The organism is Micromonospora sp. RTGN7 (assembly GCF_033804645.1).
GTDB lineage: Bacteria > Actinomycetota > Actinomycetes > Mycobacteriales > Micromonosporaceae > Micromonospora.
Genome location: NZ_JAPZLF010000031.1, coordinates 19,851 through 42,844, shown reverse-complemented (window position 1 = coordinate 42,844; position 22,994 = coordinate 19,851). Strand labels below are relative to the sequence as shown.

Sequence of the window (22,994 nt, the reverse complement as noted above, 5' to 3'; positions counted from 1 at the left end):
CTCGCCTTCCGGCTGCTCAGCGCGATGATTCGTAGACATGACGTGATCCCCTCTGGCCGGGCTTCCTACCCGACCTAACGGACCACACCAAGATCAACCACAAAGTTTCTGGCTCTGGCTCACTTTCGGTGGTGACCGAAAGTAGTCGATGTCGTTGAGATCATGTGTGCAAGATTGATGATCTTACGAAGATGGTGTTCTCGGGGCTGTTGCCGCTGGTGATCGACGACGTGACGGATGAGGGTGAACGGATCCTGGTGCGGGCTCGGACTCCCGAGGGGCCGGTGGCCTGTCCGGGCTACGGGGCGTTGTCGGGCCGGGTGCACGGGTATCACCAGCGGACCGTCGCGGACGTGCCGGTCGATGTCCGGCCGGTGGTGGTCCGGGTACGCATACGTCGGCTGGTGTGCCCGACGTGGGGCTGCCGTCGAACGTTGCGGGAACAACTGCCCGGGGTCCTGAACCAGGGTCATTGCGTTGTCGGATAGGTGCTGGTCACGGCGGTGATGAGGTCGTGTGGGGGCGGTTGGCGCGTCGGGTGGCGCGGGCGATGTTGGCCTCGCCGTTGGTGCGGGGGTAGCCGATCGAGGTGTTGCGTAGGGTGGCCAGGACGGCGGGTCCGGTGCCGGTGTGGGCCTGGTGGAGGTCTTCACGGAACGTGACGTCTCGGACGTGGTGGACGCGGTTCTCGATGTGCCATTCGCGGCGGGCCCAGTCCTGTAGGTCGGCGGGCGGGTTGGGCCTGCTCGGCGGGTGGGGACATGGTGTAGTAGGTGGTCTCGTGGCTGGTCTTCGCGCCGGGGGTGCGGGTCCGGAGGATCCGGATGGCCTGCTGCGCGTGGGGGAATCCGATTCCGCCGGGGGTGTGCACGGTGATGGCTTTGACGGTGCGGGTCTCGTGGCGGCCGTGGCCGGTGTCGCGGCGGCGGTCGCCGAGTGGGACGTCGGGCCAGGGTAGGGCTTTGATCTGGGCGAACAGGGTGGGCTGGTTGCCTTTCGTGGGGATCATCAGGTGGGCGCCGCGGGCGGCGATCTCCTCGGCGTGGGCGGTCTGGGTGTGCAGCGCGTCGGCGATGAACAGCAGGCCGGTCAGGGTGCCCAACACGGTTTCGACCGCGTCGAGCAGCGGCGCGAACGCGGGGATCTCGTTCGACTTCGCGGCGATGGTGACCTGGGCCAGGACGATGCCGGTGCTGGTGTCCAGCGCGGAGGGCGGGTGGACCTGGCCGCCGTCGCCGGGGCGGGCGCCTCGAAGGGTTTTCCCGTCCACGGCGATCACCGTCCGATACCGGCGTGGCCGGGGTATGGTCGCCGGCTGGGCGCGGGCGGTCAGCCAACCGGCCAGGACGGTAGACAGCAGACCGTCGTCCAGGCGAGTCAGCAGCCGCCACACCGTCGTGCCCACCGGCACCCCATGATCGAACCCGAGCCGGTCGCGGGCCTGTTCGTCCAGGTCGTGCAGCCAGTCGGTGATCGCGGCGAACGACGATGCCCCCGCCAGGACCGCGCACACCGCGACCGCGAGCAGACCCGACAGCGGATACTGCACCCCACGCGGGTCGCGGGGATCTGGGACCGCCGACAGGGCCTGCATCAACCCCGCGCACTCACTGTCGGTGACTGCAGCTGGTGATATGTCAGGGGTGCCGCCGGCGACGGCGGACAGTGCGGGGATCGGGCATGATGACATCGGCGGGTGAGGTCCTCGGGGTGTCGTGAAGCTTAGAGAACTCCATGATCACCGACGCGATCTCACCCGCTCTTCCGGCCTCCACCCAGGCCACTCACTGCGCACATAGCCAGCTCAGGGCACCCGCCGATCGACTACGCAACCGCCCTGGGGCCGGATTGCTGCCGTATCCCCGCGGGCTGCCCGGGTCTGTCCGAGTATGGCAGGCTGTCCGGGTTGTAGCCGCTGTCGCGGGAAAGGTTGAAGCCACTGCGCACGGGACAGGCTTTTCGGGGAAAGCTCCAGGTGCTGCGGGAGCGCAATTTCCGGGTCTTTATCCTGGGTTATTCCACCTCCGCCGTGGGCACGTCCATGGCCACGGTGGTCCTCGCGTTCGCGGTGCTCGAGGACGGCGGTTCGCTCACCGATCTCAGCCTCGTGATGGCCGCCCGGATCGTGCCGATGGTGCTGTTCCTCATCGGCGGCGGCGTGCTGGGCGACCGGCTTCCACGGCGGACGGTGATGTTGTACTCCGACTGCCTGCGCGCCCTGGCCCAGGGCGGGGTCGCCACCCTCTTCATCGTGGGCACGCCCCCGCTCTGGGCGCTGCTGGCGCTGGTCGGCCTCGGCGGGCTGGGGGAGGCAGTCTTCCGCCCGTCCTTCGACGGGCTGATGCCCTCGCTGGTGTCGGCCGGCCGGCTGCAGGAGGCGAACGCGCTTCTGGGGCTGTGCCAGTCGACGGCGAACGTGGGAGGCCCGGCGCTGGCCGGTGTTCTGGTCGCCCTCACCAACCCGAGCGTCGTGCTGGTGGTGGACGGGCTCAGCTATCTGCCGAGCATCGTGTCGCTGCTGATCCTCCGGCTCCCGGACACCCGGCCGCAGTTCAAGTCCTCGGTGCTGCACGACCTGCGGTCAGGATGGCGACTGTTCTGGTCCTATCCCTGGCTCTGGACGGTCACTCTGCAGTTCACACTGTTCAACCTCGTGGTCTGGGCGCCGTACCTGGTGCTGGGGCCGCCCACCGCGGATCGCAACTACGGGGGAGCCGGCGCCTGGGGCGCCATCGTGGCGCTGTACGGCGCCGGCTCCATCGTCGGCGGCCTGTTCCTGCTCGGCAGGCGTCCGCAACGCCCGCTCGTCGTCACGACCCTCGTCACGTTCGCCTGGGCGGCGCCGTCGGCCGCGCTTGCTCTGCAGGCGCCGCTGGCCGTGGTGTGCCTGGCGGCGATACCGGCCGGCATCGCCAACTCGGTCTTCAACGGGCTGTGGTTGACGACGATCCAGCAGCATGTGCCGAGCGAGGCGATCTCCCGAGTGATGTCCTTCGTGGCCTTCGGCGCCTATTCGGTCGGCCCGATCGGCCTGGCGCTGGCCGGCCCCATTGCCGAAGCGACCAGCATCTCCGCCGTCCTGGCGGCTGGCGTGATCTGGCAACTGCTGGCCAACTCGCTCATTCTCGCGGTGCCGGCGGTGCGCGGGCTGCGCAGCCGTACGGCACCCGAGATGTCCGGGCCCGCGGCCGGCGAGGCCGCCGAGGCCACCTCGCAGCGGTGAGCCGGGTCTGATCCGGACCGGCTTTTCCCTGCCGGGAAAGCGCCCCGCCGCGGGGGGCCAAAGTAATGGACCAGAAATAGGGCGTCAAGGCACCTGTTTCCGGCTGTTGTCCCGCCGGCGGGACATTGGTTGAGACGACCCACGATGAGCAGAATCGTCTAGTGGTGACGCAATACGTCCCACTACACTCGGCTCGCCCGGCATTGATTCGGCAGCGTTCGCTGATCATGCCAGCGCCCATTGGCGCCATTGATTTCCTTTCCATTTACCGCTGCCCACGTTTTGACGTCGCTGGCTGTGCGGTGACCGGACATCCGCTCACGACGTGCGGACATCGGTAGAGGAGGCGCATCGCTGAACATTCGAACTCCTGGCGAGGCGACGGTGTGGGGGGCGTGTGGATTCTAACGGCTCTGTCTCATATTCGGCTCTGGCTCACATTCGGTGGTAGCAGAGAGTAGCGTCCCTGCCGGCTGGACGGCAGCGCTGTCTGAATCTGTATTTTTGGGGCAAACGGCGTAGCGGATCGATAGTTGCAGCCTTCACACGAAACCGGCCAGCCCCGGAATGCCGACGTCAGAGACTCGCGCGCACGCCCGCGACGTCGCTACAGAATGTCACCACCGAAAGTGAACCAGAGCCAAGTTTCTGACAGGCCCGTCTGTGCAGCTGGGAAGATTTCAAGAGTGACGCTGGTTTTGTGGCGACGGCCTGCGGTATCGGCGCGGCTGCCGGAGCTGGCGTCGGGTTCGTCGGAGCAGGCCCAGGAGGGTTGATTGGCTACACCGTCGGCACTGGATTGGCGCTGATCCACGCTGGGTACTCGGGGCTCGGCTAACAAGGAGGGCGATGTATGGTCACCTACCGGTGCAGCAGACCCGTCCGTTCGGTCCTGATTGGCTGACGTGTACTTTCAGCGCCATCGGGTATTTCGCAGGAGTTGCTGGCCTAGCTGCCACGGGCTGGGGTCTCGTGGGAGCGGTCGCGTTGCTCGGAATGTCGACTTACGGGGTATTGGATGGGTGTTACGACGACAACCGAGAGCCAATCGGCGGAATGTTCTAAATACCTTCGAATGGCTCTCAGGGAAACGGAATGGCTGACTTGGATCGCTTTCCAAGATTTTCACTCTGGGCGATGCTAATTTCAAGCTTATCGATATTTATCTCGGTAATGCTCGACGGCATAGACGGTCCACTAGATCTCGCTATCGGAATTTTTACCGCCTGCTTCGCCATCTGGGCAGCAATAACGCTCTGGATCAGGCGAGCAAAGGATCCCACCGTCAAGTCGTAGACAGCCTACTCCTAATCGGTCGAGGTCGTGCCGAGGCGCCGGAATGGGCTCCTGACCGCGTGAACGGCTGACGTCGGTCTGGGCCGGGCGATTCAACAGAATCGCCCGGCCCGGTTCCGCCCGATCAGCTCGAAGACGTCAAACAGTTCAAGGGCGTCATCTGTGGCCGCACCTTTAGCCTGAGTAAGGGCTCGCAGAGAATCAACCTGTTGCTTCCGGTGACTCGGCTCGTTGGTGTGGTATGTGCATCTCCGGTTCGGTCTGTCGCCAACTCTCGGTGAAGTTTGAGGTGTTGTTCGCGCATTTGGACGAGCGGCAGCGGCGGCTGCTGATGGGGGCCGAGGCCCGGGTCCTGGGACATGGCGGGATCCGGGCGGTCGCGCGTGCGGCTGGGTCAGTGAGACAACGGTGCGTAAGGGTGTGGACGAGTTGGAGGCCGGCGAGGAACCGCTGGGGCGGGTGCGCCGGCCCGGCGGCAGTCGGAAGAAGGCCGTAGACGTGGACCGAGGTCTGCGACCCGCGCTGCTGGCACTTGTCGAGCCGGATGTGCGCGGGGATCCGATGTCGCCGCTGCGCTGGACGACGAAATGGACCCGGAATCTCGCAACCGCGCCCGTGGTATCGGTCTCTCAGCACCCGCACCCTCGGTTGAGCATGTGCCGCTGGCGGGCGGGATCGGGCTTATCGTCACGCCTCAATCAGGGTCGGTTGGTGCTTGTGCGGGGAACGGTTGTCCCAGTTCAGATCAGCGATGCGAGCCGGGCGAGCAGGTGTGCGGGTAGCGGAGGAAGCCGAATATTATTCGTGCGAGACCCCGGATCTGGGGCAGGCCGGTAGCTGTGGGGAGCCCCTGTTGCGAGGACATCACGGTGTGCGTAGGGTCGAGTTGAACATTGACTGATCGTGATGTGGAGGCAGGATGGATCGGCTAAAGTCTCGTACCGTGGCCCTACTGGCAAGTGCCGCACTCGCCAGTCTGGGCGCCGTTGCGGTTCCCGGCGCTGCTCAGGCCGGCTATTACCAATACCGTAAGTGCTCGACCGCGGTCTCGCTTTCGTTCTTTGTCGACAGCACCTCGTCGACCACGAAGTGGCCGCACCAGGTCGGATTCAACAACGAGATGTACGCGGCCCAGGAGGCCAACGGCCGCTACCACGTCTCCCTCTGGGACACCTCCGGCAACACCAACGGCTGGGTCAGCACGGCCTGGGTCCGAGCCTGCTGAAGGGCCGACCCACGGCAATCCGCCGCGACACCGGCGCGGCCTGGACACCCACAACCGACGACGCGGAGGCACCCATGAGTACGACCAGCAAGCGTGCGCTCGCCCTTCTGACGGTGACCGCCCTGACCAGCCTTGGCACGACCGTGGCGACCGGCGGCGCCGCGCAGGCGGGCTACTACCAGTACAGCAAGTGCTCCACCGCCACCACCCTGTCCGTGTTCGTGGACAGCACCTCGTCCACCACGAAGTGGCCGCACTCGGTCGGCTACAACACCCGGATGTTCGCGGCGCAGGAAGCCAACGGCCGCTACCACGTCTCCCTCTGGAACGACAGTGGCGACACCAACGGTTGGGTCAGCACCGCCTGGGTCCGGCCCTGCTCGTAGCCCTCGGCGTGGCCTAGCCCAGTCCGGATCAATGACCGCCCTCCGTATCGGCGCGTGCTGATGCGGAGGGCGGTGATTCGTTCACCAACCGGTGCTGGCCGTTGCGCAACACACCCGGGTCAACCCCTTTCCGCAGCAGCCCGAAATCTAGGCAGGCGGGTGCGGTGCCACGAACGAGCCCTTGCCGTGGTGCACCTCGATCCAGCCTCGCTCGTCGAGGATCCGTAGGGCCAGCTTGATCGGCCCCCACGGGACTGGCCCCGGAACCCAATGATCTGGAGTACATCATCGGCACGACGGCCAACTTTGCCGGTGCCGGAGCCGGCGCGGGGGGTTGGTCGGTTGCATCGTGACGTTCTTGGCGGGATGCATCGAAGGCGCGGGCGCTGGTGCGGCTGATCGGCGGGGGCATCGGGGCGGTCGCCGGGCTTGGATATTCGACCGGAAGGGTTTGCAAAGAACATGACTGTTTGCCGTGGTAGCCATGACTCCTGAATCCGCAAAATTCCCCATCGGCAGAAGCACCGCGATCGTCGCGGTCGTGCTCATCGCTATCGTGGGATTCGTGCTCGGTGTGACCGGTGTGCCCAAGGGCGTCGCCATTGGCGTCACCGCACTGCTGGTGGCGATCGCCGTTGCGATCTTGGTGCCACGTTGGATGCGGCAGCAAAAGTCGGTAATTGGCACAGGTGGCCCGTCAGATGCGCCGGGCCACCTGCACGGGAAGGGTTTGCGCGTGAACAAAAAGCGGTACGCTCGAATCATTATCTTTCTTTCTGGCGCACTGGTGGCGATCGGGGGGTTGTTCGGCATCCTGGGGTCCGGACTCGCTCAGAAGACCGGCATGGCGCTTCTGGCAGCTGGTTGCGCAGGTGTTGTAATCGGCCTAGTGTCGCGTAATTGAGTTTGTTTACGTGGTGTTGTTGGTGAGGAGTTTGCGGACTTCGATGTGGACCCAGCAGACCTTGGTCAGGATCTCGCTGGGGGTCGCGGTCCAGATGAACGGCTTCGCGTCGGTGTTCCAGGCGGTGACGTAGTCGGTGATCGCTCTGGTCAGGCGGGTGATCGAGGTGAAGGTGCCGCGTCGGATGGCCTGCCGGGTGATGACCCCGAACCAGATCTCGACCATCTTCCACCACGAAGAACCGGTGGGGTGAAGTGGAAGACGATCCGGGGGTGCCGGGCGAGCCAGGTTTTCACCTCGTCGGTGGTGTGGGTGGACTGGTTGTCGACGACGACGTGCAGCTCACGGTCGGGGTAGGCGGCGGCGACGGTCTTCATGAAGGTCAGGAACTCGCTGCCGCGTCGTTTCGGGAAGCAGCGGGCGGTGACCTGGCCGGTAGCGGCGTCCAGGGCGGCGAAGAGGTGCGTGGTGCCGTGCCGGACGTAGTCGTGGGTGCGTTTCTCGCTGCGGTAGAAGTCGATCGGCAGCAGCGGCTGGGTCCGGTCGAGGGCTTGGACCTGTGTCTTCTCGTCGACGCAGAGGACGACCGCCCCGTCGGGCGGGTTCAGGTACAGGCCGACGATGTGTCGACGACCTTGTCGGCGAACGCCGGATCCTTCGACAGTTTGAAGGCACCGGACCGGTACGGTCGCAGGTCGTGGGCACGCCACAGGTCGGCGATGAAGTTGTGCGACACCCGAATGTTCTCGTGTCGGGCCAGATAGGCGGCCATCTCGCGGCTCGACCAGTGGGTCAGCCCGGTGACCTCCGGCGGTGTCATCCGGGTCAGCGCGAGGATCCGCGCCCGCACCGACCCGGGGACCTCGGTCGGCTTGCCCGGCCGGGGCCGGTCGGCGAGACCCGCCACCCCGTGGTCGTGGTAGCGGCGTACCCAGGTGTTCACCGTCGGACGCGACACACCAGCCAGGACCGCGACCTCCTCCGCGCTGCGGCCCTCGTCCCGCCACAGCACCATCCGCGCCCGTCCCGCCACCACCGCATCGACCCGCCGGTCACCAACCAGGCTCGACAACTCCACCCGCTGCCGCCGCGTCAACCCCACAAGCCAAAGTCAACCACCACGAAGCAACACCAACCAACGTAAAAGATCTCCATTACGCTAGATTAGCCGAAGCGGCCTGAGAGGTGTGTGGTGTCCGCGGGCCGCCGATAAAGGCGAGCGCGCCGGGCCCAATAGCAACAGCGACTACGCTGGCGTCAGCCGCTATCTCTCGCCGTAGTGGTACCGGCTGGCGATGATTTCGACATCCTCCTTGGTGATCCGATACACCAGCCGGTGCTCGCGATCAATTCGGCGTGACCAGAATTCGGACAGCTCCCCACGGAGGTGTTCCGGCTTGCCGATGCCCTCGTATTCGTTGCGCATCACATCCGCGATCAGGTCGTTGATGCGCTTGACCAGCTTGCGGTCCGGGTGGCTCAGGTACTGGTTCCATGCGGTTGCTGTGAAGACCAGCCTCATGCGACGTCCCGAACGGTGGCCGGGTCAATCAGTTCCCGCTCGGCGGCGTCGCCATCCTCAAGCTCCGCGATCGACCGGCGCAGGATTGCGGCGTTGCTCGGGCTGCGGAGGAGGTATTCGGTCTCCTTCATCGCTTCGTACTCCGCGAGCGGCACGATGACCACCGGCTCGTGGCCTGAACGGGTCACCACCACTTCCTCCGCGTCGTTGATGACGCTGTCGAGTTCGGCGGCCAGATTCTGTCGAAGCTGGGTGAAGTTGACGGTCCGCATAACCACCTCCAGGGCAAGTACAGAAAACTGTACCTAAGGTGGCCGTGCGCTCGCTCGGGCGGCCTCGGGCGGATGCGGCGGTGCGGCCCTCGGCGAGGCGATCCGTCTCACCCAGGGCGGATGCACCACCACCCACGAGTGGAGCAAGGACGACCGGGTCCAGAAGACCAGCTACTCCGGCTGCGGGTCGGGTACTGGGAACCGCAGGTCAGTCGTGGCGGTGATGCACGATGTAGTCGATGTAGCGGATCGTGTTCTCGCGGTCGTCCTCGCTGATCGAGTCCCACAGGTCCGCCAGCCAGTAGAGCGAGCCGGACAGCATCCAGGCCCACCCGCGCACCCAGGTCGCCTCGTCGAACCCGAGCGCCTCCCGATAGGCGACCCGCGCGCGGGCATCGAACAGGCTCCAGCCCGGCCGCACCTCGACCGCCGGATCGCCGCGGCCGAGACCGCCGAAGTCGATCACCCCGGTGAGCCTGCCCCGGTCGACCAGCAGGTTGCCTTCCAGGAGATCACCGTGCAGCCATACCGGCGGTCCGGGCCACTCGTCCGCCGCCATCGCCTCGTCCCACGCCGCGGTCACCGCCCGCCCGTTGATCCGGTCGCCCAGCGCCGCGATCGACTGGCGGGTCAGCTCGTCCCGCTGCACCAGAGGTACGCCGCGCTGAATCCCCTCCTTGACCGGCCCGCCCATCGGGTCGATCGCGATCATCGCGCGCACGAAGCCGGCGAGGTCGACGGCGAGGTCGACGAGGTCCTGCCCGGCTTCCGGATTGCGCCCGTCCAGCCACGGGACGACCGTCCACGGCCACGGATACGCCCTGCCCGGCCGGCCGACCGCGACCGGCACCGGCACCGGCACCGGAAGATGCGGCGCCAGCCGCGGCAGCCAGGTCGCGTCGGTCGCCACCTGGTCGACCGCCCACTGCGCCCGCGGCAGCCGTGCCGTCAGGGAATCACCCAGCCGGAACAGTGCGTTGTCGGTGCCGTTCAACGGCTGCGCAACGATCGGCAGGTCCGACCATTCGGGGAACTGCTCGTCGATCAGGGCGCGTACCTGCTCGACAGCGACGATGATCTCTCCAGGGCGCATCGCGGGACCGTAGAACCCGCTCGATTATCCTGTCAATCGAATTCGGATCACGGCGAACCGTGCGCGGGATCGACCGCTTGTACCTCGGCCCCGGTGGCGAACCCGCCGGGTCCGCCACCGGTGTGCATCCGACCGGCGAACACCTCGGCTGCCTCGCCGTCGTACCCACGCGATGGAGCGGTGTGAACAAAGGAGGCTCGGGATGCCGATGGGCCGCGAACCATGGCCCCTTGAAAGACCGTCGAGAATGCTTGCCTGGGTCGCGCGACGGTAACCATGTGATTTACACTCCTGGCCTGTGCTGCTGGCGGGGCAGTCGGGGGGGCCACGTTTGGGATGCTCGGCGGTGTCACCACTGCGCTCTTGACCGGCGGCGATCCTGAGGATGCTGCCTTCAATAGCATCTGGGGCATTGCGGGTATTGCTGGCAACCTCGTCAATTAGCGATGATGATTGGTCCTATGAAATTCAACGTGAAGCTCATGCTTACCGTATTTGTGGTCGGCCTGGCCGGCAGCGTTCTGTTTCAGGCTGTAACCGCGGGTTGGCCGACAGTTGACCGGGCGCTCGTCGCGGTAACGGTGCTTGGAGGACTTCTTGCGACGCTCGTGGGGCTGGCGATCTATCGGAGCATGCGCGAGTGAGTTAAACGCGGTAACTTGAATGGCGAATGCTTATCCAGGGAAGGTGCTGTCGCCATCTTCCCTGGATCAGACCCATCAACGGCCGCTACGCCGCCGCCTGCTCGTCCTCGCGAAGGCGGTACGGCGCCGCTTCCTGGGCGCCGTAGCGGTTCCCGGCGGCGCTGCCCACGCCGGCTATCACCAATACCGCAAGTGCTCGAATGCGGTCTCGCTCTCCTTCTTTGTCGACAGCACCTCCTCGACCACGAGGTGGCCGCACCAGGTCGGATTCAACAACGAGATGTACGCGGCCCAGGAGCCCCACGGCCGCTACCACGTCTTCCGCTGGGACACCTCCGGCAACACCAACGGCCGGGTCAGTGCCGGGCCCGCCATTTCTTGGCGCGCCGCAGGTAGTGGATCACTCCGGCCGGGCCGGTGGAGGCGGGCCAGTCGTCGGTGCGGAAGTAGGCGTCGGAGCCGCCGTCCAGGAAGATCACCGAGCCGCAGAGGAAGTCGGCGGCCGGCGACAGCATGAACGCCACCCATTCGCCGACGTCCGCCGGCTTGCCGCGTCCGCCGATCGGCACGGCCAACTGCTCGACCGACTCCTTCTCGCCCCGGGCGATCTGCTCGTCGAGCAGCGGCGTGGCGATGATTCCGGGAGCGAGGACGTTGACCCGGATGCCGGCACCGGCCCACTGTGGCGAGACCGCGCTGCGGCGCGCCCACCGTGTCACCGCCATCTTCGAGCTGGCGTACGCGAAGGGCGCCGAGCGTTTGCCGAAGCGCCCCACCACACGCAGCGCCTTGTCGGGGTTCCGGCCGAGCAGGGCCCGCACGGCGCCCTCCGGCACCATCGGGGTCAGCGTGACGGAGTTCGAGCCGAACACCACGACCTTGCTGTTGCCGGCTGCGGCCAGCGCGGGCCGCCACGCCTCCAGCAGATCCACGACGCCGAAGAAGTTGACCTGCTGCACGACGCGGTCCCGCCCCGGAATACCGCCCAGCCCGGCAGCGCAGACCGCGCCGTCGAGCCGGCCCCCGACGCGCTCCAGCACCTCGGCCGCCGCTGTCCCGCGCCCCGCCGGTGTGGACAGGTCGGCGATGACCTCGACGTCCCGCAGGTCCACGCCGACGACGGCGTGCCCGTCGTGGCGCAGCCGCTCGGCGGCGGCCCTGCCCATGCCCGAGGCGGCACCCGTCACCGCGTACGTGCCCATGTCGGTTCCCTCCTTTTCCGCCAGCAGTCGGTCGAACCCAGCCCGTTCAGTCTCGCCGGATGCTGACATCTGGTGGTCGCTTCGGCGCGGAAAGCCGGCCTGCGGCGTGACGGCCGGCGAGACTGTCAGACGGGTACGCGAGGATGCGGCCATGTCGTGCACGGACGGGTTCCGTAGCGAGCTGCTCGCGGGCGCTTCGACCGCGTCCGGCACACCTGATCACTGCTGACAGACTCGAAAGGATCATGGCGATGGCCAAGGTTGTCTCCACGCTGTTCATCTCGGCCGACGGGGTAGCCGAGATCGACCCCGACTGGCACTTCCCGTACTTCGACGAGAACATGGGCCGCGCCGTCGGCGAGGACTACGACACCGCCGACGTGCTGCTCATCGGCCGCGAGACCTACGACAGCTTCGCCGGAGCCTGGCCCGACCGCGAGGCTGCGGGCGGGGAGGACGCGGCGTTCGCCAAGCAGCTCGGAGACATGCGCAAGGTGGTCGTCTCGCGCCAGCGGCTGGAGTTCTCCTGGCGGAACTCCGAGCTGATCCAGGGCGATCTCGTCGATGCCGTTACCGTTCTCAAGGCCGACGCCGGCATCAGGGGCATACTCATCCCCGGGTCGATCTCCGTGGTGCAGCAACTGCTCGCCGCAGGGCTGGTCGACGAGCTGCGCCTGCTGGTGCATCCAGTGGCGGCGCGTAAGGGACGCAAGCTCTTCGACGACGGCGACGTGCCGTACCACCTGCGGGTGGTGGCGACGGAGGCGTTCCCGACGGGCGTGATCCGCGTGAACTACTCGCCGAACGCCGAGCCCGCGAAGGTCGGCTACGACGACGTCAAGGATCAGGTGCCCGCTGGGTAGCCGCCACGCCCTCGGGCTTGACGCGTTTCGCCATGATCGTCTGCTGATGACCGGCACGACACGCCGGCCGAGTTGCCCGTGCACAGCAGACGATCATGGACAGTCACGGAGCAGCCTGACGGGGCGGGCGGTGCCAGGCGGGGGCGCCGACGCCTACGTGGACACGGGACTCAGGCGGGCGGTTCCGGTGCAACGAACGAGCCCTTGCCCTGCCGAGTGACGATCCAGCCCCGTTCCTCCAGGATTCGGAGGGCGTAGCGAACCGGCCAGGCGCTCGATTGGTACTGCTCGCGTAGCTCGGCGATGGACGGCAGTTTGTCGCCGGCGTGGAGCGTGCCCGCACGGATAGAGGCCGTGACATCGGCCCTGGCCCGGTATCACATCGAGGCGTCGGCTCGGCCGTCCGACATCGCGCAGGTGCGGGCCCGGCTGGACCACGCGGAGCAGAGCTACCGGCACGCCCGGTACCCGGAGCTGCTCGCCCTGTTGCCCGGCCTGCTCGACGCCGCCCGCGCGGCCAGGGTCATCCGCCCCGGTCGGGCGACCGACGGTCTGCTGGTGCGCGCGTACGGGCTCATCGCCCTGGCGCTGGTCAAGGTCGACCAGAGGGAGTTGGCCTGGCTGGCCGCCGACCGGGGGATGGCCGTGGCGCTGACCACAGACGCCCCACGGGTGGCCGCCGTCGCCGCGGTACCACTGAGTCAGGCCCTGCGGGCCGCCGGCCGGCGGCGGTCCGCTGCGGAGGTTGCCGTGGTCGCCGCCCACCGCGTCATGCCGTGCCGGGCCGGCGACGATCCGCTGGCCGACCCGTCCCCGCACGGGACGCTGCTGCTTCAGGCGGCCCTCGCTGCCGCTGGCAGGGGCGACGAACGCACCACCCGGGAGTTGCTCGACCGGGCCGCGCGGACCGCCCTGGACGCCGGGGCCGGCGGCGGGCGTGGCGGCCCGGCGGCGGTCGAGGCTGCCCGGGTGGTGGCCGGGTTCGCTTTCGGCGACGTCGCGGCGGCGACGGTACGGCACCAGCAGTTGGTGGCCGGCGACGAGTGGCGGTGGCTGCCGCCCGAGCACCGGGCCGCCTACCTCCTCGACGTCGCCCGCGCGTACGCGCAGACGGGCGACATGCTCCGGGCGGGCCGGACGGTGCTGGAGGCGGAACGCACCGCGCGCGGCGAAGTGCACGACCGGCCGGCGGTACGGGAACTGGTCGCCGTCGTGGCGCGGTCCGCCGCCGCCCCGGCGGGTGTGGCACGCCTCGCCGCCGTCCTCCGCGTCGCCTGACGGTGGTGAGAAGGGTGCCCTTCTATACCGTAAGCGTTAACAGGGTGCCCCTCCTTACACCGGCGTCAGCCGGTCGCGGTGCCGCCGTTAATCTGGACGGCGATGGCCGTCGTGACTGACCCCCAACTCCCCGTCCCCTCCGAACCCCCTCCCGCGCCCGACCAGGGTCGCCGCCGGGTGGTCGCCATGTCGCTCTGGGCGGTCGCCTTCGTGGCCTGCTGGCTCGGCATCGGCCTGCCCACCGACCCGGCGTACGCGTTCCTCTGGATCTGGCTGGCCACGATCGCCTGGAACTCGCACCGCCCGTGGCGCAGCCACCTGCGGTTCGTCCTGGACTGGGTGCCGGTGGTGGTGCTGCTCGTGGCCTACAACCTCTCCCGGGGGTTCGCGGACAACGGGGCCACCCCGCACGCGATGGAGCTGATCGTCGCCGACCGGTTCATGTTCGGCTGGGCGACCGGCGGCGAGGTGCCGACCATCTGGTTGCAGGAGCACTTCTACCGCCCCGCAGTGCACTGGTGGGACGTTGCCGCCAGTTGGGTCTACTTCTCCCATTTCGTGGTGGCCTTCGCCGCGGCCGGGGTGCTCTGGATGCGGGACCGGGGCCGGTGGGCCGCGTACATGCGGCGCTTCGGGTTCCTCTGCGCCGCCGGGCTGGTCACGTACTTCCTCTACCCGGCGGCCCCGCCCTGGTGGGCGGCGCAGAACGGCCTGCTCACCGAGGTGGCCCGGATCTCCACCCGGGGATGGAAGGCGTTCGGCATGCACGGCGCGGGCAACCTGCTCAACTCCGGGCAGATCGCCGCCAACCCGGTGGCCGCGATGCCGTCGCTGCACACCGCCTGGGCGCTCTTCGTGGTGCTGTTCTTCCTGAACGCGACCCGCCGCCGGTGGTGGCCGCTGCTGCTGGCGTACCCGGTGGCGATGACCTTCACCCTGGTCTACTCCGGGGAGCACTACGTCATCGACGTGCTGGTCGGCTGGGCGTACGTGGGGATGACCTTCCTCGTGGTCGGCCTGGCCGAGCGCTGGTGGGCCGCCCGGCGGGCACGCCGCACACCGGTCGGGCCGCAGCCGGCCGACGCCGGACCGGACGGGCCGGGCGAGCCGGAGCCACAGCCGGCGGGGCCCGCCGCCGCCGACGAACCCCCGGCGGTCCCGGCCACCCGCTGAGCTCGGGTCGGTGACCGGCTCAGTCGGCCCCGTGGGGGAGATTCGCGGGCCGGCTCAGTCGGCCCGGCGGGCAACGCGCGCCCGGGAGGTCAGCTCCGCCGCCAGCCACCACGCCTCGGCGAGGTCACGGTCGAGTGCGGCGGCGCCGGCGCCGCCCGCGGTGTCCGCGTGCACGGTCGCCAGCCGCAGCCGCCGCTGCGCCGGGCCCTGAGTCACCCGCACGCTCTGGATCCGGGCGTACGGCACAACCGTGAGCTGCCGGGTGAGCAGCCCGGAACGGGCGGCGAAGACCCGTTCGTCGAGCCCGGCGCCGACAGCCCGACGGCTCAGTGGGCGCAACCACCGAGCCCGGGCCGGCGGAAGGGTTGTCGCCAGCTCGTCCAGCCGGACTCCCGGCAGCACCTCCGTCACGATCCGCTCCCCGGTGCCCCGGTCGCCCACGGGCAGCAGCCGGTCGGGCCGGTTCCGGTCGTCGGGCTCGCCGGCGGCGTAGCCGGCCACCTCCAGCCGTAGCCGCAGCCAGCCCTTGGCACGCCAGAGCAGCGGCCAGGTGACCCCGACCGTCTGCACCCGGTTCAGCGGCACGGTCTGGGCCCGGGTCTCCAGCAGGCCGTTGCGGATCCGCAAGGTGCCATCGTCGCGGGCCAGCCGGAAGTTCCAGTCGTCGAGAACGCGGCGGATCGGTTGCAGCAGGACACCGGCCATCGCGGTCAGCGTGCTCGCCACCGTGATGAACGACCAGGATCCCTCGGAGAGGAACTGCGTCACGACGAAGGCCACGCCGAAGGGGAGCAGGAACGCCTGCGGGGTGAGCAGTTGGCTGACCAGCAGATGCCGATTTGCCACGCTGTGCAGCGCCTGCCCGGGCGGCGTCGGCGTGACCGTCGCCTCGGCCGCCGTCGGCGACGGCTGCGGCACCGGCCCCCCGCCGGCGAGCGCGAGCAGCCGCTGCCGCAGAGCGGCGGCCTCGGCCACCCTGAGGTACGCCAGCGGCGCCTCGGTCTTCCCGCCGCCGACCACCTCCAGCCGCAGCTCGGCCAGCCCGGTGAGCTGGGCGAGCAGGGGCCGGACCACCTCGACGGCCTGGAGGCGTTCCAGCGGGATGGCCCGGGTGCGCCGCCACAGCAGCCCCTCGTACACCCGCAGTTCCCGGCCGACCACGTGGTAGCCGGTGTTGTACCAGCTGACCACCGCGAGCACGGTCGCGCCGAGGGCCAGCACGACCACCATCGCCGCGAACCAGCCGAAGCCGACCCGGGACAGGGTCGACCAGGACAGGCCGGCGATGACCACGGCCAGCGACTTGGCCCCGTGCAACGCCGGGCTCAGCGGGTGCAGCCGCTGTCGCGGTTCGCCACCCGGATTCGTGTCCCCGCCCTCCGCCCGGTGATCGGCGGGGTGCCGCCCCGGCCCGTCGGGGTGGGCGGCGACACCTTCGCGATCGTCGGCACTGTCGGGGGTCGGGATCGGGGCCGTCGGTCGGGGTGACTCGGGGCCGCTAGTCGGGGGGGTGCCGGGCCGGCCCTGGCTCACAGGCCCTCCGCTCGGTCCTCGCCGAGCGCGGTGAGCCGGTCGCGCAGCCGGGACGCCTCCGCCGGGCGCAGCCCCGGCACGCGGGCGTCGCTGGCCGCGGCGGCCGTGTGCAACTGCACCGTGGCCAGGTCGAACGCCCGCTCCAGCGGGCCGGCGCTGACGTCGACGAACTGCATGCGCGAGTACGGCACGATGGAGAGCCGGCGGACCAGCAGCCCGTGCCGCACCAGTAGGTCGTCCTCCCGCTGGGCGTACCCCCAGACGTGCACCGCGCGCACGATGGCGACGACCCGCCACGCGCCGGCCAGCACCGCCACCCCGAGGGCGACGCCGAAGAGCCAGTGCCCGGACAGCGCCCAACCGAGCGCCAGCCCGATCAGTACCACCCCGAGGAACCCCGCCAGGCGCAGCAGCTCGACCCAGATCAGGTCGGTCGAGACCGACTGCCACCGGACGGTCTCCGGCCACGGCTCCAGGGGCCCGGGCGGGAACGGCGGCGTGATCTGCGGGGGCGACGGCGGGCCGCCGACGGGGTGGTCGGTCACCGGGAGGGTCCGCTCTGCGCGCTCACAGGTCGAGCGTAGGCGATCCGGCCAGTGGCGTGACCTCCCGGAGGAAGCCGCGTGCGCCGAGAAAGTCGCCGAGTGAGGCGCGATGGTCGGTGCAGGCGAGCCAGGTCTTGCGCCGGTCGGCGGTGTGCAGGCGGGGATTGTTCCAGCGCAGTGCCCACTGCGCCGAACCGCGACAGCCCCGGGCCGAGCAGATCGGTGCCGCGTCGGCGGGGAGGGGAACGCTCATCCGAGCCAGTCTAGGCGCGCGCGGAGCGAAAAGTGAGCGCCGGGCGGCCACGGGGGGAGCCGCCCGGCGACGGGGTGAATCGTACACACGCCGGCCCCCCTGGTGTAAACCCGTGATCGGCGATTCGGAGCGGTCGGACGGCGTGGCGGAAAAGGGCTTCTCCCCGCCTCGGCTCTCAGCGAGGCATGCGAGTCTTGGTACGCATCACGTCGCGACAACCGATCATGCTGTGGAGGACCGGTGGCCCAGCCGACCACGCCCGACACCCCGACGCCGAACGGCAGCGCGCCGGACACACCCCCGTCCCCGCCGGCACCACCGACGCCGACGACCACCCCGGCCCAGGACGCGACGCTGCTGGAGCGGGCGCTGTTCGAGATCAAGCGGGTGATCGTCGGCCAGGACCGGATGGTCGAGCGGATGTTCGTGGCACTGCTCGCCCGGGGGCACTGCCTGCTGGAGGGGGTGCCCGGCGTGGCGAAGACCCTCGCCGTGGAAACCCTGGCGAAGGTCGTCGGCGGCTCCTTCGCCCGGGTGCAGTTCACCCCGGACCTGGTCCCGGCCGACATCATGGGCACCCGGATCTACCGGCAGTCCACCGAGAAGTTCGACGTCGAGCTGGGGCCGGTCTTCGTCAACTTCCTGCTCGCCGACGAGATCAACCGCGCCCCGGCCAAGGTGCAGTCGGCCCTGCTGGAGGTGATGAGCGAGCGGCAGGTCTCCATCGGCGGCCAGACCCACCGGGTGCCTGAGCCGTTCCTCGTGATGGCCACCCAGAACCCGATCGAGCAGGAGGGCGTCTACCCGCTGCCGGAGGCGCAGCGGGACCGCTTCCTGATGAAGATCGTGGTCGGCTATCCGACCGACGCCGAGGAGCGGGAGATCGTCTACCGGATGGGCGTGTCCCCGCCGACGCCGGCGCGGGTCTTCGACACCCCGGAGCTGATCGCCCTCCAGCGCAAGGCCGACCAGGTCTTCGTGCACAACGCGCTGGTCGACTACGCGGTCCGGCTGGTGCTGGCCACCCGTGCCCCCGCCGAACACGGCATGCCCGACGTCGCGCAGCTGATCCAGTACGGCGCCAGCCCACGGGCCTCGCTCGGCCTGGTCCGGGCCACCCGGGCGCTGGCGCTGCTGCGCGGCCGCGACTACGCCCTGCCGCAGGACGTGCAGGACATCGCGCCGGACATCCTGCGCCACCGGCTGGTGCTCAGCTATGACGCACTGGCCGACGACGTGTCGGCCGACCACGTGGTGCACCGGGTGATGTCGACGATCCCGATGCCGTCGGTGACGCCACGCCAGCAGGCCACCCCGAACGGCCTGCCGGCGGCCGGCGCAGGATGGCCCGGGCAGCGGCCGTGACCTCACCCACCCCTCATCCCTCCCGGGGTACGCGGTGGTCACCGTCACCGGCCGTTGCTTCCCGCAGCGACGCGCTGCTGTCCCGGCTCCAGCTGATGGTCACCCGCAAGCTCGACGGCCTGCTCCAGGGCGACTACGCCGGCCTGCTGCCCGGCCCGGGCAGCGAGGCGGGGGAGTCGCGCGAGTACCGCCCCGGCGACGACGTACGCCGGATGGACTGGCCGGTGACCGCGCGCACGACGACGCCGCACGTACGGCGCACCGTCGCCGACCGGGAGCTGGAGACGTGGCTCGCGGTGGACCTCTCCGCGAGCCTCGACTTCGGCACCGGCCGTTGGCTGAAGCGGGACGTGGTGGTCGCCGCGGCCGCCGCCCTGACCCACCTCACCGTGCGTGGTGGCAACCGGATCGGGGCGGTGGTCGGCAGCGGCGCGGCCCCGGCCACCCCGGCCGGGCGCGGGCGGGGGGCGCCACCGCCGGCCGGCCCGGGCCGGCTGGTCCGGCTGCCGGCCCGGTCCGGGCGCAAGGAGGCGCAGGGGCTGCTGCGGGCGATCGCGGGCACCGAGATCCGGGCCGGGCGCAGCGACCTGGGCGCGCTGGTGGACATGCTCAACCGGCCGCCCCGGCGGCGCGGCGTCGCGGTGGTGATCTCCGACTTTCTCGCGCCGCCACAGCAGTGGGCGCGGCCGATGCGCAAGCTGCGGGTCCGGCACGACCTGCTGGCGATCGAGGTGGTCGACCCGCGTGAGTTGGAGCTGCCCGACGTCGGGGTGCTGCCGGTGGTCGACCCGGAGACCGGTGAGCTGCACGAGGTGCAGACCGCCGACCCGCGGCTGCGCCGGCGGTACGCCGAGGCGGCCACCGCCCAGCGCGCGGAGATCTCCGCCCAGCTCCGCGCGGCGGGCGCGGCCCACCTGCGCCTGCGCACCGACACCGACTGGCTGCTCGACATGGTGCGCTTCGTCGCCGCCCAGCGGCACGCCCGCACCCGGGGGACGACACGATGATCCGTTTTCTGCAACCGTGGTGGCTGCTGGCCGTGCTGCCGGTGCTCGCCCTCGCCGCGCTGTACGGGTGGCGGCAACTGCACCGCCGGGCGTACGCGATGCGGTTCACCAACGTGGACCTGCTGCGCACGCTCGCGCCGAAGGGGTTGGGCTGGCGGCGGCACGTGTCGGCCGTGGCGTTCCTGCTCAGCCTGCTGGTGCTCGGCACCGCCCTGGCCCGGCCGGCGATGGACACCAAGGAGCCGCTGGAACGGGCCACCGTCATGCTCGCCATCGACGTGTCGCTCTCCATGCAGGCCGACGACGTGGCCCCGAACCGGCTGGAGGCCGCTCAGGAGGCGGCCAAGCAGTTCGTCGCGGAGCTTCCGGAGACCTACAACCTCGGCCTGGTGTCGTTCGCCAAGTCCGCGAACGTGCTGGTGTCACCCACCAAGGATCGGGGCGCGGTGACCGGCGCGATCGACGGGTTGGTGCTGGCCGAGGCGACCGCGACCGGCGAGGCGGTCTTCACCTGCCTGGAGGCGATCCGGTCGGTGCCGGCCGACGGCGCGGCGGGCATCCCGCCGGCCCGGATCGTGCTGCTCTCCGACGGGTTCCGCACCTCGGGGCGGTCGGTGGAGGAGGCGGCGGCCGGCGCCCAGGCGGCCAACGTGCCCGTCTCCACGATCGCGTTCGGCACGGACACCGGGCAGGTCGACATCGGCGGCCAGCTCCAGCGGGTGCCGGTGGACCGGATGGCGCTGGCCGAGCTGGCGGAGACCACCAAGGGGTACTTCTACGAGGCCGCCTCGGTCAGCGAGCTCAAGAAGGTCTACCAGGACATGGGCAGCTCGATCGGGTTCCGCACCGAGCCCCGCGAGGTCACCCAGTGGTACGCGGGCATCGCCCTGCTGCTGGCCCTGTGCGCGGGCGCCACCAGCCTGCTCTGGTCGTCCCGGCTGCTCTGACGGCTGCTTGTCGCGCGCCCGCGTCGCCCCGGCACCCTCCACGGGTGGCGGGGCGACGCGCATTCCGCCGGGCATCGGGCGCCCGCGATCAGTGACCGCTGCCGGCCAGCACGAAGATGACGGCCACCCAGACGGCGGCGAGGGTGAAACCCAGCGGGGCGACGTAACGGCTCATGGGAAGGCTCCGGTGGCGACTGGACGGTCCGCGCTGGCGCGGTAACCGCGAGGGGAGGCGGGGCGCACACACGAAGTCGTGACCGGGGTGCCCCCTCCCCGTCCTGACGGGACGGCGCGGCCGGCTCGCCGCCCCGGCTGGTGGCCGAGGGGCGGGCGGTGCGGGGGAGCGGAGCTGGGTCAGCTCACCTGCTGAGTCGTGGCTCAGCGGGGCTGACGTTCGGCCCGGCCACGACTGGGAGGATCGCTATCTCGCACAGCGATCACCTCCTACGGTCGACCTGGCCGGAACGCGGATCAGCGTACACCCGGCCCTCGCGAGGCCCGTACTCGGCGGGCCGGCCGGGAAATCCCGGGATCCGGCCCCGGGTAAGGGTTGTGGGCCGTTCCCGAGCCGCCGGACCGGTCCACCGGCACCACGCATCGTCGCAGGCCCGGGGTACGGCCGACGGCGGTCACCGCGCCACGCGCCCCCGCGTTCGCCCTTACCTGCCGGTAACGCCTAGGCTCCCCAGCGACGTGGATCGGTAGAGCAGAGGGGGACCCGTGGCCCGTACCGTGCTGGTGACCGGCGGCAACCGGGGGATCGGCCTGGCCATCGCCCAGGCGTTCGCCAAGCAGGGCGACCGGGTCGCGGTGACGCACCGTAGCGGCAGCGCACCCGAGGGGTTCTTCGGGGTCGCCTGCGACGTGACCGACTCCGACTCCGTCGACGCGGCCTTCGCCACGATCGAGGCCGAACTGGGCCCGGTGGAGGTGCTGGTGGCCAACGCCGGCATCACCGACGACACGCTGATCATGCGGATGTCCGAGGAGCAGTTCACCCGGGTGGTGGACACCAACCTCACCGGCTCGTTCCGCTGCGCCAAGCGCGCGTCGAAGAAGATGCTCCGGGCCAAGTGGGGCCGGATCATCTTCATCTCCTCGGTGGTCGGCCTCTACGGCGGCCCCGGCCAGGTCAACTACGCGGCGAGCAAGGCCGGCCTGGTGGGCATGGCCCGCTCGCTGACCCGGGAGCTGGCCGGGCGCAACATCACCGCCAACGTCGTCGCCCCCGGCTTCATCGCCACCGACATGACCGCCGCCCTGCCCGAGGACCGCAGGACCGCGATCCTCAAGTCCATCCCCGCCGGCCGGCTCGCCGCGCCCGAGGAGGTCGCCGAGGCGGTCACCTGGCTGGCCTCGGACGCCTCCGGCTACATCTCCGGCGCCGTGATCCCGGTCGACGGCGGCATGGGCATGGGCCACTGACGCTCCCCATCGCACCGACTCAACGGAGGAACACCCACATGTCCGGACTGCTGGCCGGTAAGCGGCTGCTGGTCACCGGCGTCATCACCGACGCCTCGATCGCCTTCTCCGTGGCGAAGCTCGCCCAGGAGAACGGCGCGCAGGTCGTGCTCACCGGCTACGGCCGGCTCTCCCTGGTCGAGCGGATCGCCCGGCGGCTGCCCGAGCCGGCCCCGATCATCGAGCTGGACGTGACCGACACCGAACACCTCGCCGGGCTGGCCGACAAGGTCCGCGAGCACGTCGACGGCCTGGACGGGGTCGTGCACTCGATCGGCTTCGCCCCGAAGAGCTGCCTCGGCGGCGGGTTCCTCGACGCGCCGTGGGAGGACGTGGCCACCGCTCTGCAAGTCTCCACGTACTCCTATAAGTCCCTCGCCATGGCGGCACTGCCGCTGATGTCGCCGGGCGGCGCGGTGGTCGGCCTCACCTTCGACGCCACCAAGGCGTGGCCGGTCTACGACTGGATGGGCGTGGCGAAGGCCGGTCTGGAGTCCACTTCCCGCTACCTCGCGATGCACCTGGGCGAGCGGGGCATCCGCAGCAACCTGGTCGCCGCCGGGCCGCTGCGTACCATGGCCGCGAAGTCGATCCCCGGCTTCGAGAGGTTCGAGAACGCCTGGGCCGAGCAGGCCCCGCTGAAGTGGAGCCTGAGCGACCAGGAGCCGGCCGCCCGCGCCTGCCTGGCCCTGCTCTCGGACTGGTTCCCCGCCACCACCGGCGAGATCGTCCACGTCGACGGCGGATACCACGCCATCGGCGCCTCGCGATGAGCGGCGGCCCCTCGCCGACGCCCAGG

General features: G+C 69.8%; 25 protein-coding genes and 2 pseudogenes. 15 read left to right on the top strand and 12 right to left on the bottom strand.

What is annotated here, in order from left to right; translation table 11 throughout:
• Positions 1-191: 191 nt before the first annotated feature.
• Positions 192-467 (top strand): annotated as a pseudogene (locus tag SNR22_RS28040) (transposase family protein); the annotation flags it as partial.
• A gap of 182 nt (positions 468-649) precedes the next feature.
• On the opposite strand, the gene SNR22_RS28035 reads toward SNR22_RS28040, so the two are convergent.
• A complete protein-coding gene (locus SNR22_RS28035; RefSeq protein WP_320069680.1) occupies positions 650-1,549 on the bottom strand; it encodes an ISAs1 family transposase in 900 nt (299 codons plus the stop codon).
• 426 nt (positions 1,550-1,975) lie between these two features.
• On the opposite strand from SNR22_RS28035, the gene SNR22_RS28030 reads away from it, so the two are divergent.
• The 5 genes and pseudogenes from SNR22_RS28030 (at position 1,976) to SNR22_RS28010 (ending at position 7,034) form a co-directional block, all read left to right on the top strand.
• Complete coding sequence (locus SNR22_RS28030) at positions 1,976-3,223, top strand: MFS transporter (RefSeq protein ID WP_320069679.1); 1,248 nt, start codon at positions 1,976-1,978, stop codon at positions 3,221-3,223.
• 1,537 nt (positions 3,224-4,760) lie between these two features.
• Positions 4,761-5,125: pseudogene (locus tag SNR22_RS28025) on the top strand (ISAzo13 family transposase); the annotation flags it as partial.
• A gap of 337 nt (positions 5,126-5,462) precedes the next feature.
• Positions 5,463-5,744 carry a hypothetical protein gene (locus tag SNR22_RS28020; protein ID WP_320069678.1) on the top strand — a complete coding sequence of 94 codons (282 nt, stop codon included), beginning with the start codon at positions 5,463-5,465 and terminating at the stop codon, positions 5,742-5,744.
• A 74-nt stretch (positions 5,745-5,818) separates the two neighbouring features.
• Positions 5,819-6,130, top strand: coding sequence for a hypothetical protein (locus SNR22_RS28015; protein WP_320069677.1), 312 nt, complete (start codon positions 5,819-5,821; stop codon positions 6,128-6,130).
• Between the two features lie 484 nt (positions 6,131-6,614).
• The gene (locus SNR22_RS28010; protein ID WP_320069676.1) at positions 6,615-7,034 is read left to right on the top strand and encodes a hypothetical protein; all 420 of its coding nucleotides are present in this window, start codon (positions 6,615-6,617) and stop codon (positions 7,032-7,034) included.
• Between the two features lie 6 nt (positions 7,035-7,040).
• Here the strand turns inward: SNR22_RS28010 and SNR22_RS28005 are convergent, their stop codons facing one another.
• The 6 genes from SNR22_RS28005 to SNR22_RS27980 all read right to left on the bottom strand — a co-directional run bounded on the left by SNR22_RS28005 (position 7,041) and on the right by SNR22_RS27980 (position 9,921).
• A complete protein-coding gene (locus SNR22_RS28005) occupies positions 7,041-7,259 on the bottom strand; it encodes a hypothetical protein (RefSeq protein ID WP_320069675.1) in 219 nt (72 codons plus the stop codon).
• Entirely contained in the window at positions 7,184-7,744 is a 561-nt protein-coding gene (locus SNR22_RS28000; RefSeq protein ID WP_320069674.1) for an IS630 family transposase, read from the bottom strand. Before SNR22_RS28000 ends, SNR22_RS28005 begins: the two co-directional genes overlap by 76 nt.
• A complete protein-coding gene (locus SNR22_RS27995) occupies positions 7,639-8,136 on the bottom strand; it encodes a helix-turn-helix domain-containing protein (protein WP_320069673.1) in 498 nt (165 codons plus the stop codon). Before SNR22_RS27995 ends, SNR22_RS28000 begins: the two co-directional genes overlap by 106 nt.
• A gap of 162 nt (positions 8,137-8,298) precedes the next feature.
• Positions 8,299-8,556, bottom strand: a complete 258-nt coding sequence (locus tag SNR22_RS27990) for a Txe/YoeB family addiction module toxin (RefSeq protein WP_320069672.1) — start codon at positions 8,554-8,556, stop codon at positions 8,299-8,301.
• Complete coding sequence (locus SNR22_RS27985; protein WP_320069671.1) at positions 8,553-8,828, bottom strand: type II toxin-antitoxin system prevent-host-death family antitoxin; 276 nt, start codon at positions 8,826-8,828, stop codon at positions 8,553-8,555. Before SNR22_RS27985 ends, SNR22_RS27990 begins: the two co-directional genes overlap by 4 nt.
• Positions 8,829-9,036: 208 nt before the next feature.
• A complete protein-coding gene (locus SNR22_RS27980) occupies positions 9,037-9,921 on the bottom strand; it encodes an aminoglycoside phosphotransferase family protein (RefSeq protein ID WP_320069670.1) in 885 nt (294 codons plus the stop codon).
• A 461-nt stretch (positions 9,922-10,382) separates the two neighbouring features.
• Here SNR22_RS27980 and SNR22_RS27975 point away from each other — a divergent pair, with 461 nt between their 5' ends.
• Positions 10,383-10,565 (top strand): hypothetical protein, encoded by a 183-nt coding sequence (locus tag SNR22_RS27975; RefSeq protein WP_320069669.1) that lies wholly within the window; start codon positions 10,383-10,385, stop codon positions 10,563-10,565.
• A 356-nt stretch (positions 10,566-10,921) separates the two neighbouring features.
• Here SNR22_RS27975 and SNR22_RS27970 read toward each other — a convergent pair whose 3' ends face one another.
• Positions 10,922-11,767 carry an SDR family oxidoreductase gene (locus tag SNR22_RS27970; RefSeq protein WP_320069668.1) on the bottom strand — a complete coding sequence of 282 codons (846 nt, stop codon included), beginning with the start codon at positions 11,765-11,767 and terminating at the stop codon, positions 10,922-10,924.
• A gap of 251 nt (positions 11,768-12,018) precedes the next feature.
• Between SNR22_RS27970 and SNR22_RS27965 the strand changes: the two genes are divergently transcribed.
• Positions 12,019-12,630, top strand: coding sequence for a dihydrofolate reductase family protein (locus SNR22_RS27965; RefSeq protein ID WP_320069667.1), 612 nt, complete (start codon positions 12,019-12,021; stop codon positions 12,628-12,630).
• Between the two features lie 170 nt (positions 12,631-12,800).
• Here SNR22_RS27965 and SNR22_RS27960 read toward each other — a convergent pair whose 3' ends face one another.
• Positions 12,801-12,944 carry a GntR family transcriptional regulator gene (locus SNR22_RS27960; protein ID WP_320069682.1) on the bottom strand — a complete coding sequence of 48 codons (144 nt, stop codon included), beginning with the start codon at positions 12,942-12,944 and terminating at the stop codon, positions 12,801-12,803.
• Positions 12,945-12,984: 40 nt separating this feature from the next.
• On the opposite strand from SNR22_RS27960, the gene SNR22_RS27955 reads away from it, so the two are divergent.
• Together SNR22_RS27955 and SNR22_RS27950 are read left to right on the top strand one after the other, a co-directional pair.
• Positions 12,985-13,908, top strand: a complete 924-nt coding sequence (locus SNR22_RS27955; protein ID WP_320069666.1) for an XRE family transcriptional regulator — start codon at positions 12,985-12,987, stop codon at positions 13,906-13,908.
• A 102-nt stretch (positions 13,909-14,010) separates the two neighbouring features.
• Entirely contained in the window at positions 14,011-15,081 is a 1,071-nt protein-coding gene (locus tag SNR22_RS27950) for a phosphatase PAP2 family protein (protein ID WP_320069665.1), read from the top strand.
• 54 nt (positions 15,082-15,135) lie between these two features.
• Here the strand turns inward: SNR22_RS27950 and SNR22_RS27945 are convergent, their stop codons facing one another.
• From SNR22_RS27945 to SNR22_RS27935, 3 genes are read right to left on the bottom strand one after another with little or no spacing between them, the layout of a single operon-like run.
• Positions 15,136-16,614, bottom strand: coding sequence for a PH domain-containing protein (locus SNR22_RS27945; protein ID WP_320069664.1), 1,479 nt, complete (start codon positions 16,612-16,614; stop codon positions 15,136-15,138).
• A complete protein-coding gene (locus SNR22_RS27940) occupies positions 16,611-17,159 on the bottom strand; it encodes a PH domain-containing protein (protein WP_320069663.1) in 549 nt (182 codons plus the stop codon). Before SNR22_RS27940 ends, SNR22_RS27945 begins: the two co-directional genes overlap by 4 nt.
• Before the next feature lie 22 nt (positions 17,160-17,181).
• On the bottom strand, positions 17,182-17,412 hold the full coding sequence (locus tag SNR22_RS27935) for a hypothetical protein (protein ID WP_320069662.1): 231 nt from the start codon (positions 17,410-17,412) through the stop codon (positions 17,182-17,184).
• A 240-nt stretch (positions 17,413-17,652) separates the two neighbouring features.
• Between SNR22_RS27935 and SNR22_RS27930 the strand changes: the two genes are divergently transcribed.
• From SNR22_RS27930 to fabI, 5 genes are all read left to right on the top strand, one after another.
• Positions 17,653-18,777: a MoxR family ATPase gene (locus SNR22_RS27930; RefSeq protein WP_320069661.1), complete on the top strand. Its 1,125-nt coding sequence runs from the start codon at positions 17,653-17,655 to the stop codon at positions 18,775-18,777.
• Positions 18,756-19,784, top strand: a complete 1,029-nt coding sequence (locus tag SNR22_RS27925) for a DUF58 domain-containing protein (protein WP_320069660.1) — start codon at positions 18,756-18,758, stop codon at positions 19,782-19,784. Before SNR22_RS27930 ends, SNR22_RS27925 begins: the two co-directional genes overlap by 22 nt.
• The gene (locus SNR22_RS27920; RefSeq protein WP_320069659.1) at positions 19,781-20,731 is read left to right on the top strand and encodes a VWA domain-containing protein; all 951 of its coding nucleotides are present in this window, start codon (positions 19,781-19,783) and stop codon (positions 20,729-20,731) included. Before SNR22_RS27925 ends, SNR22_RS27920 begins: the two co-directional genes overlap by 4 nt.
• Positions 20,732-21,451: 720 nt before the next feature.
• Entirely contained in the window at positions 21,452-22,156 is a 705-nt protein-coding gene (locus SNR22_RS27915; protein WP_320069658.1) for a beta-ketoacyl-ACP reductase, read from the top strand.
• A 38-nt stretch (positions 22,157-22,194) separates the two neighbouring features.
• Positions 22,195-22,968, top strand: coding sequence for an enoyl-ACP reductase FabI (fabI, locus tag SNR22_RS27910; protein WP_320069657.1), 774 nt, complete (start codon positions 22,195-22,197; stop codon positions 22,966-22,968).
• Positions 22,969-22,994: the final 26 nt, after the last annotated feature.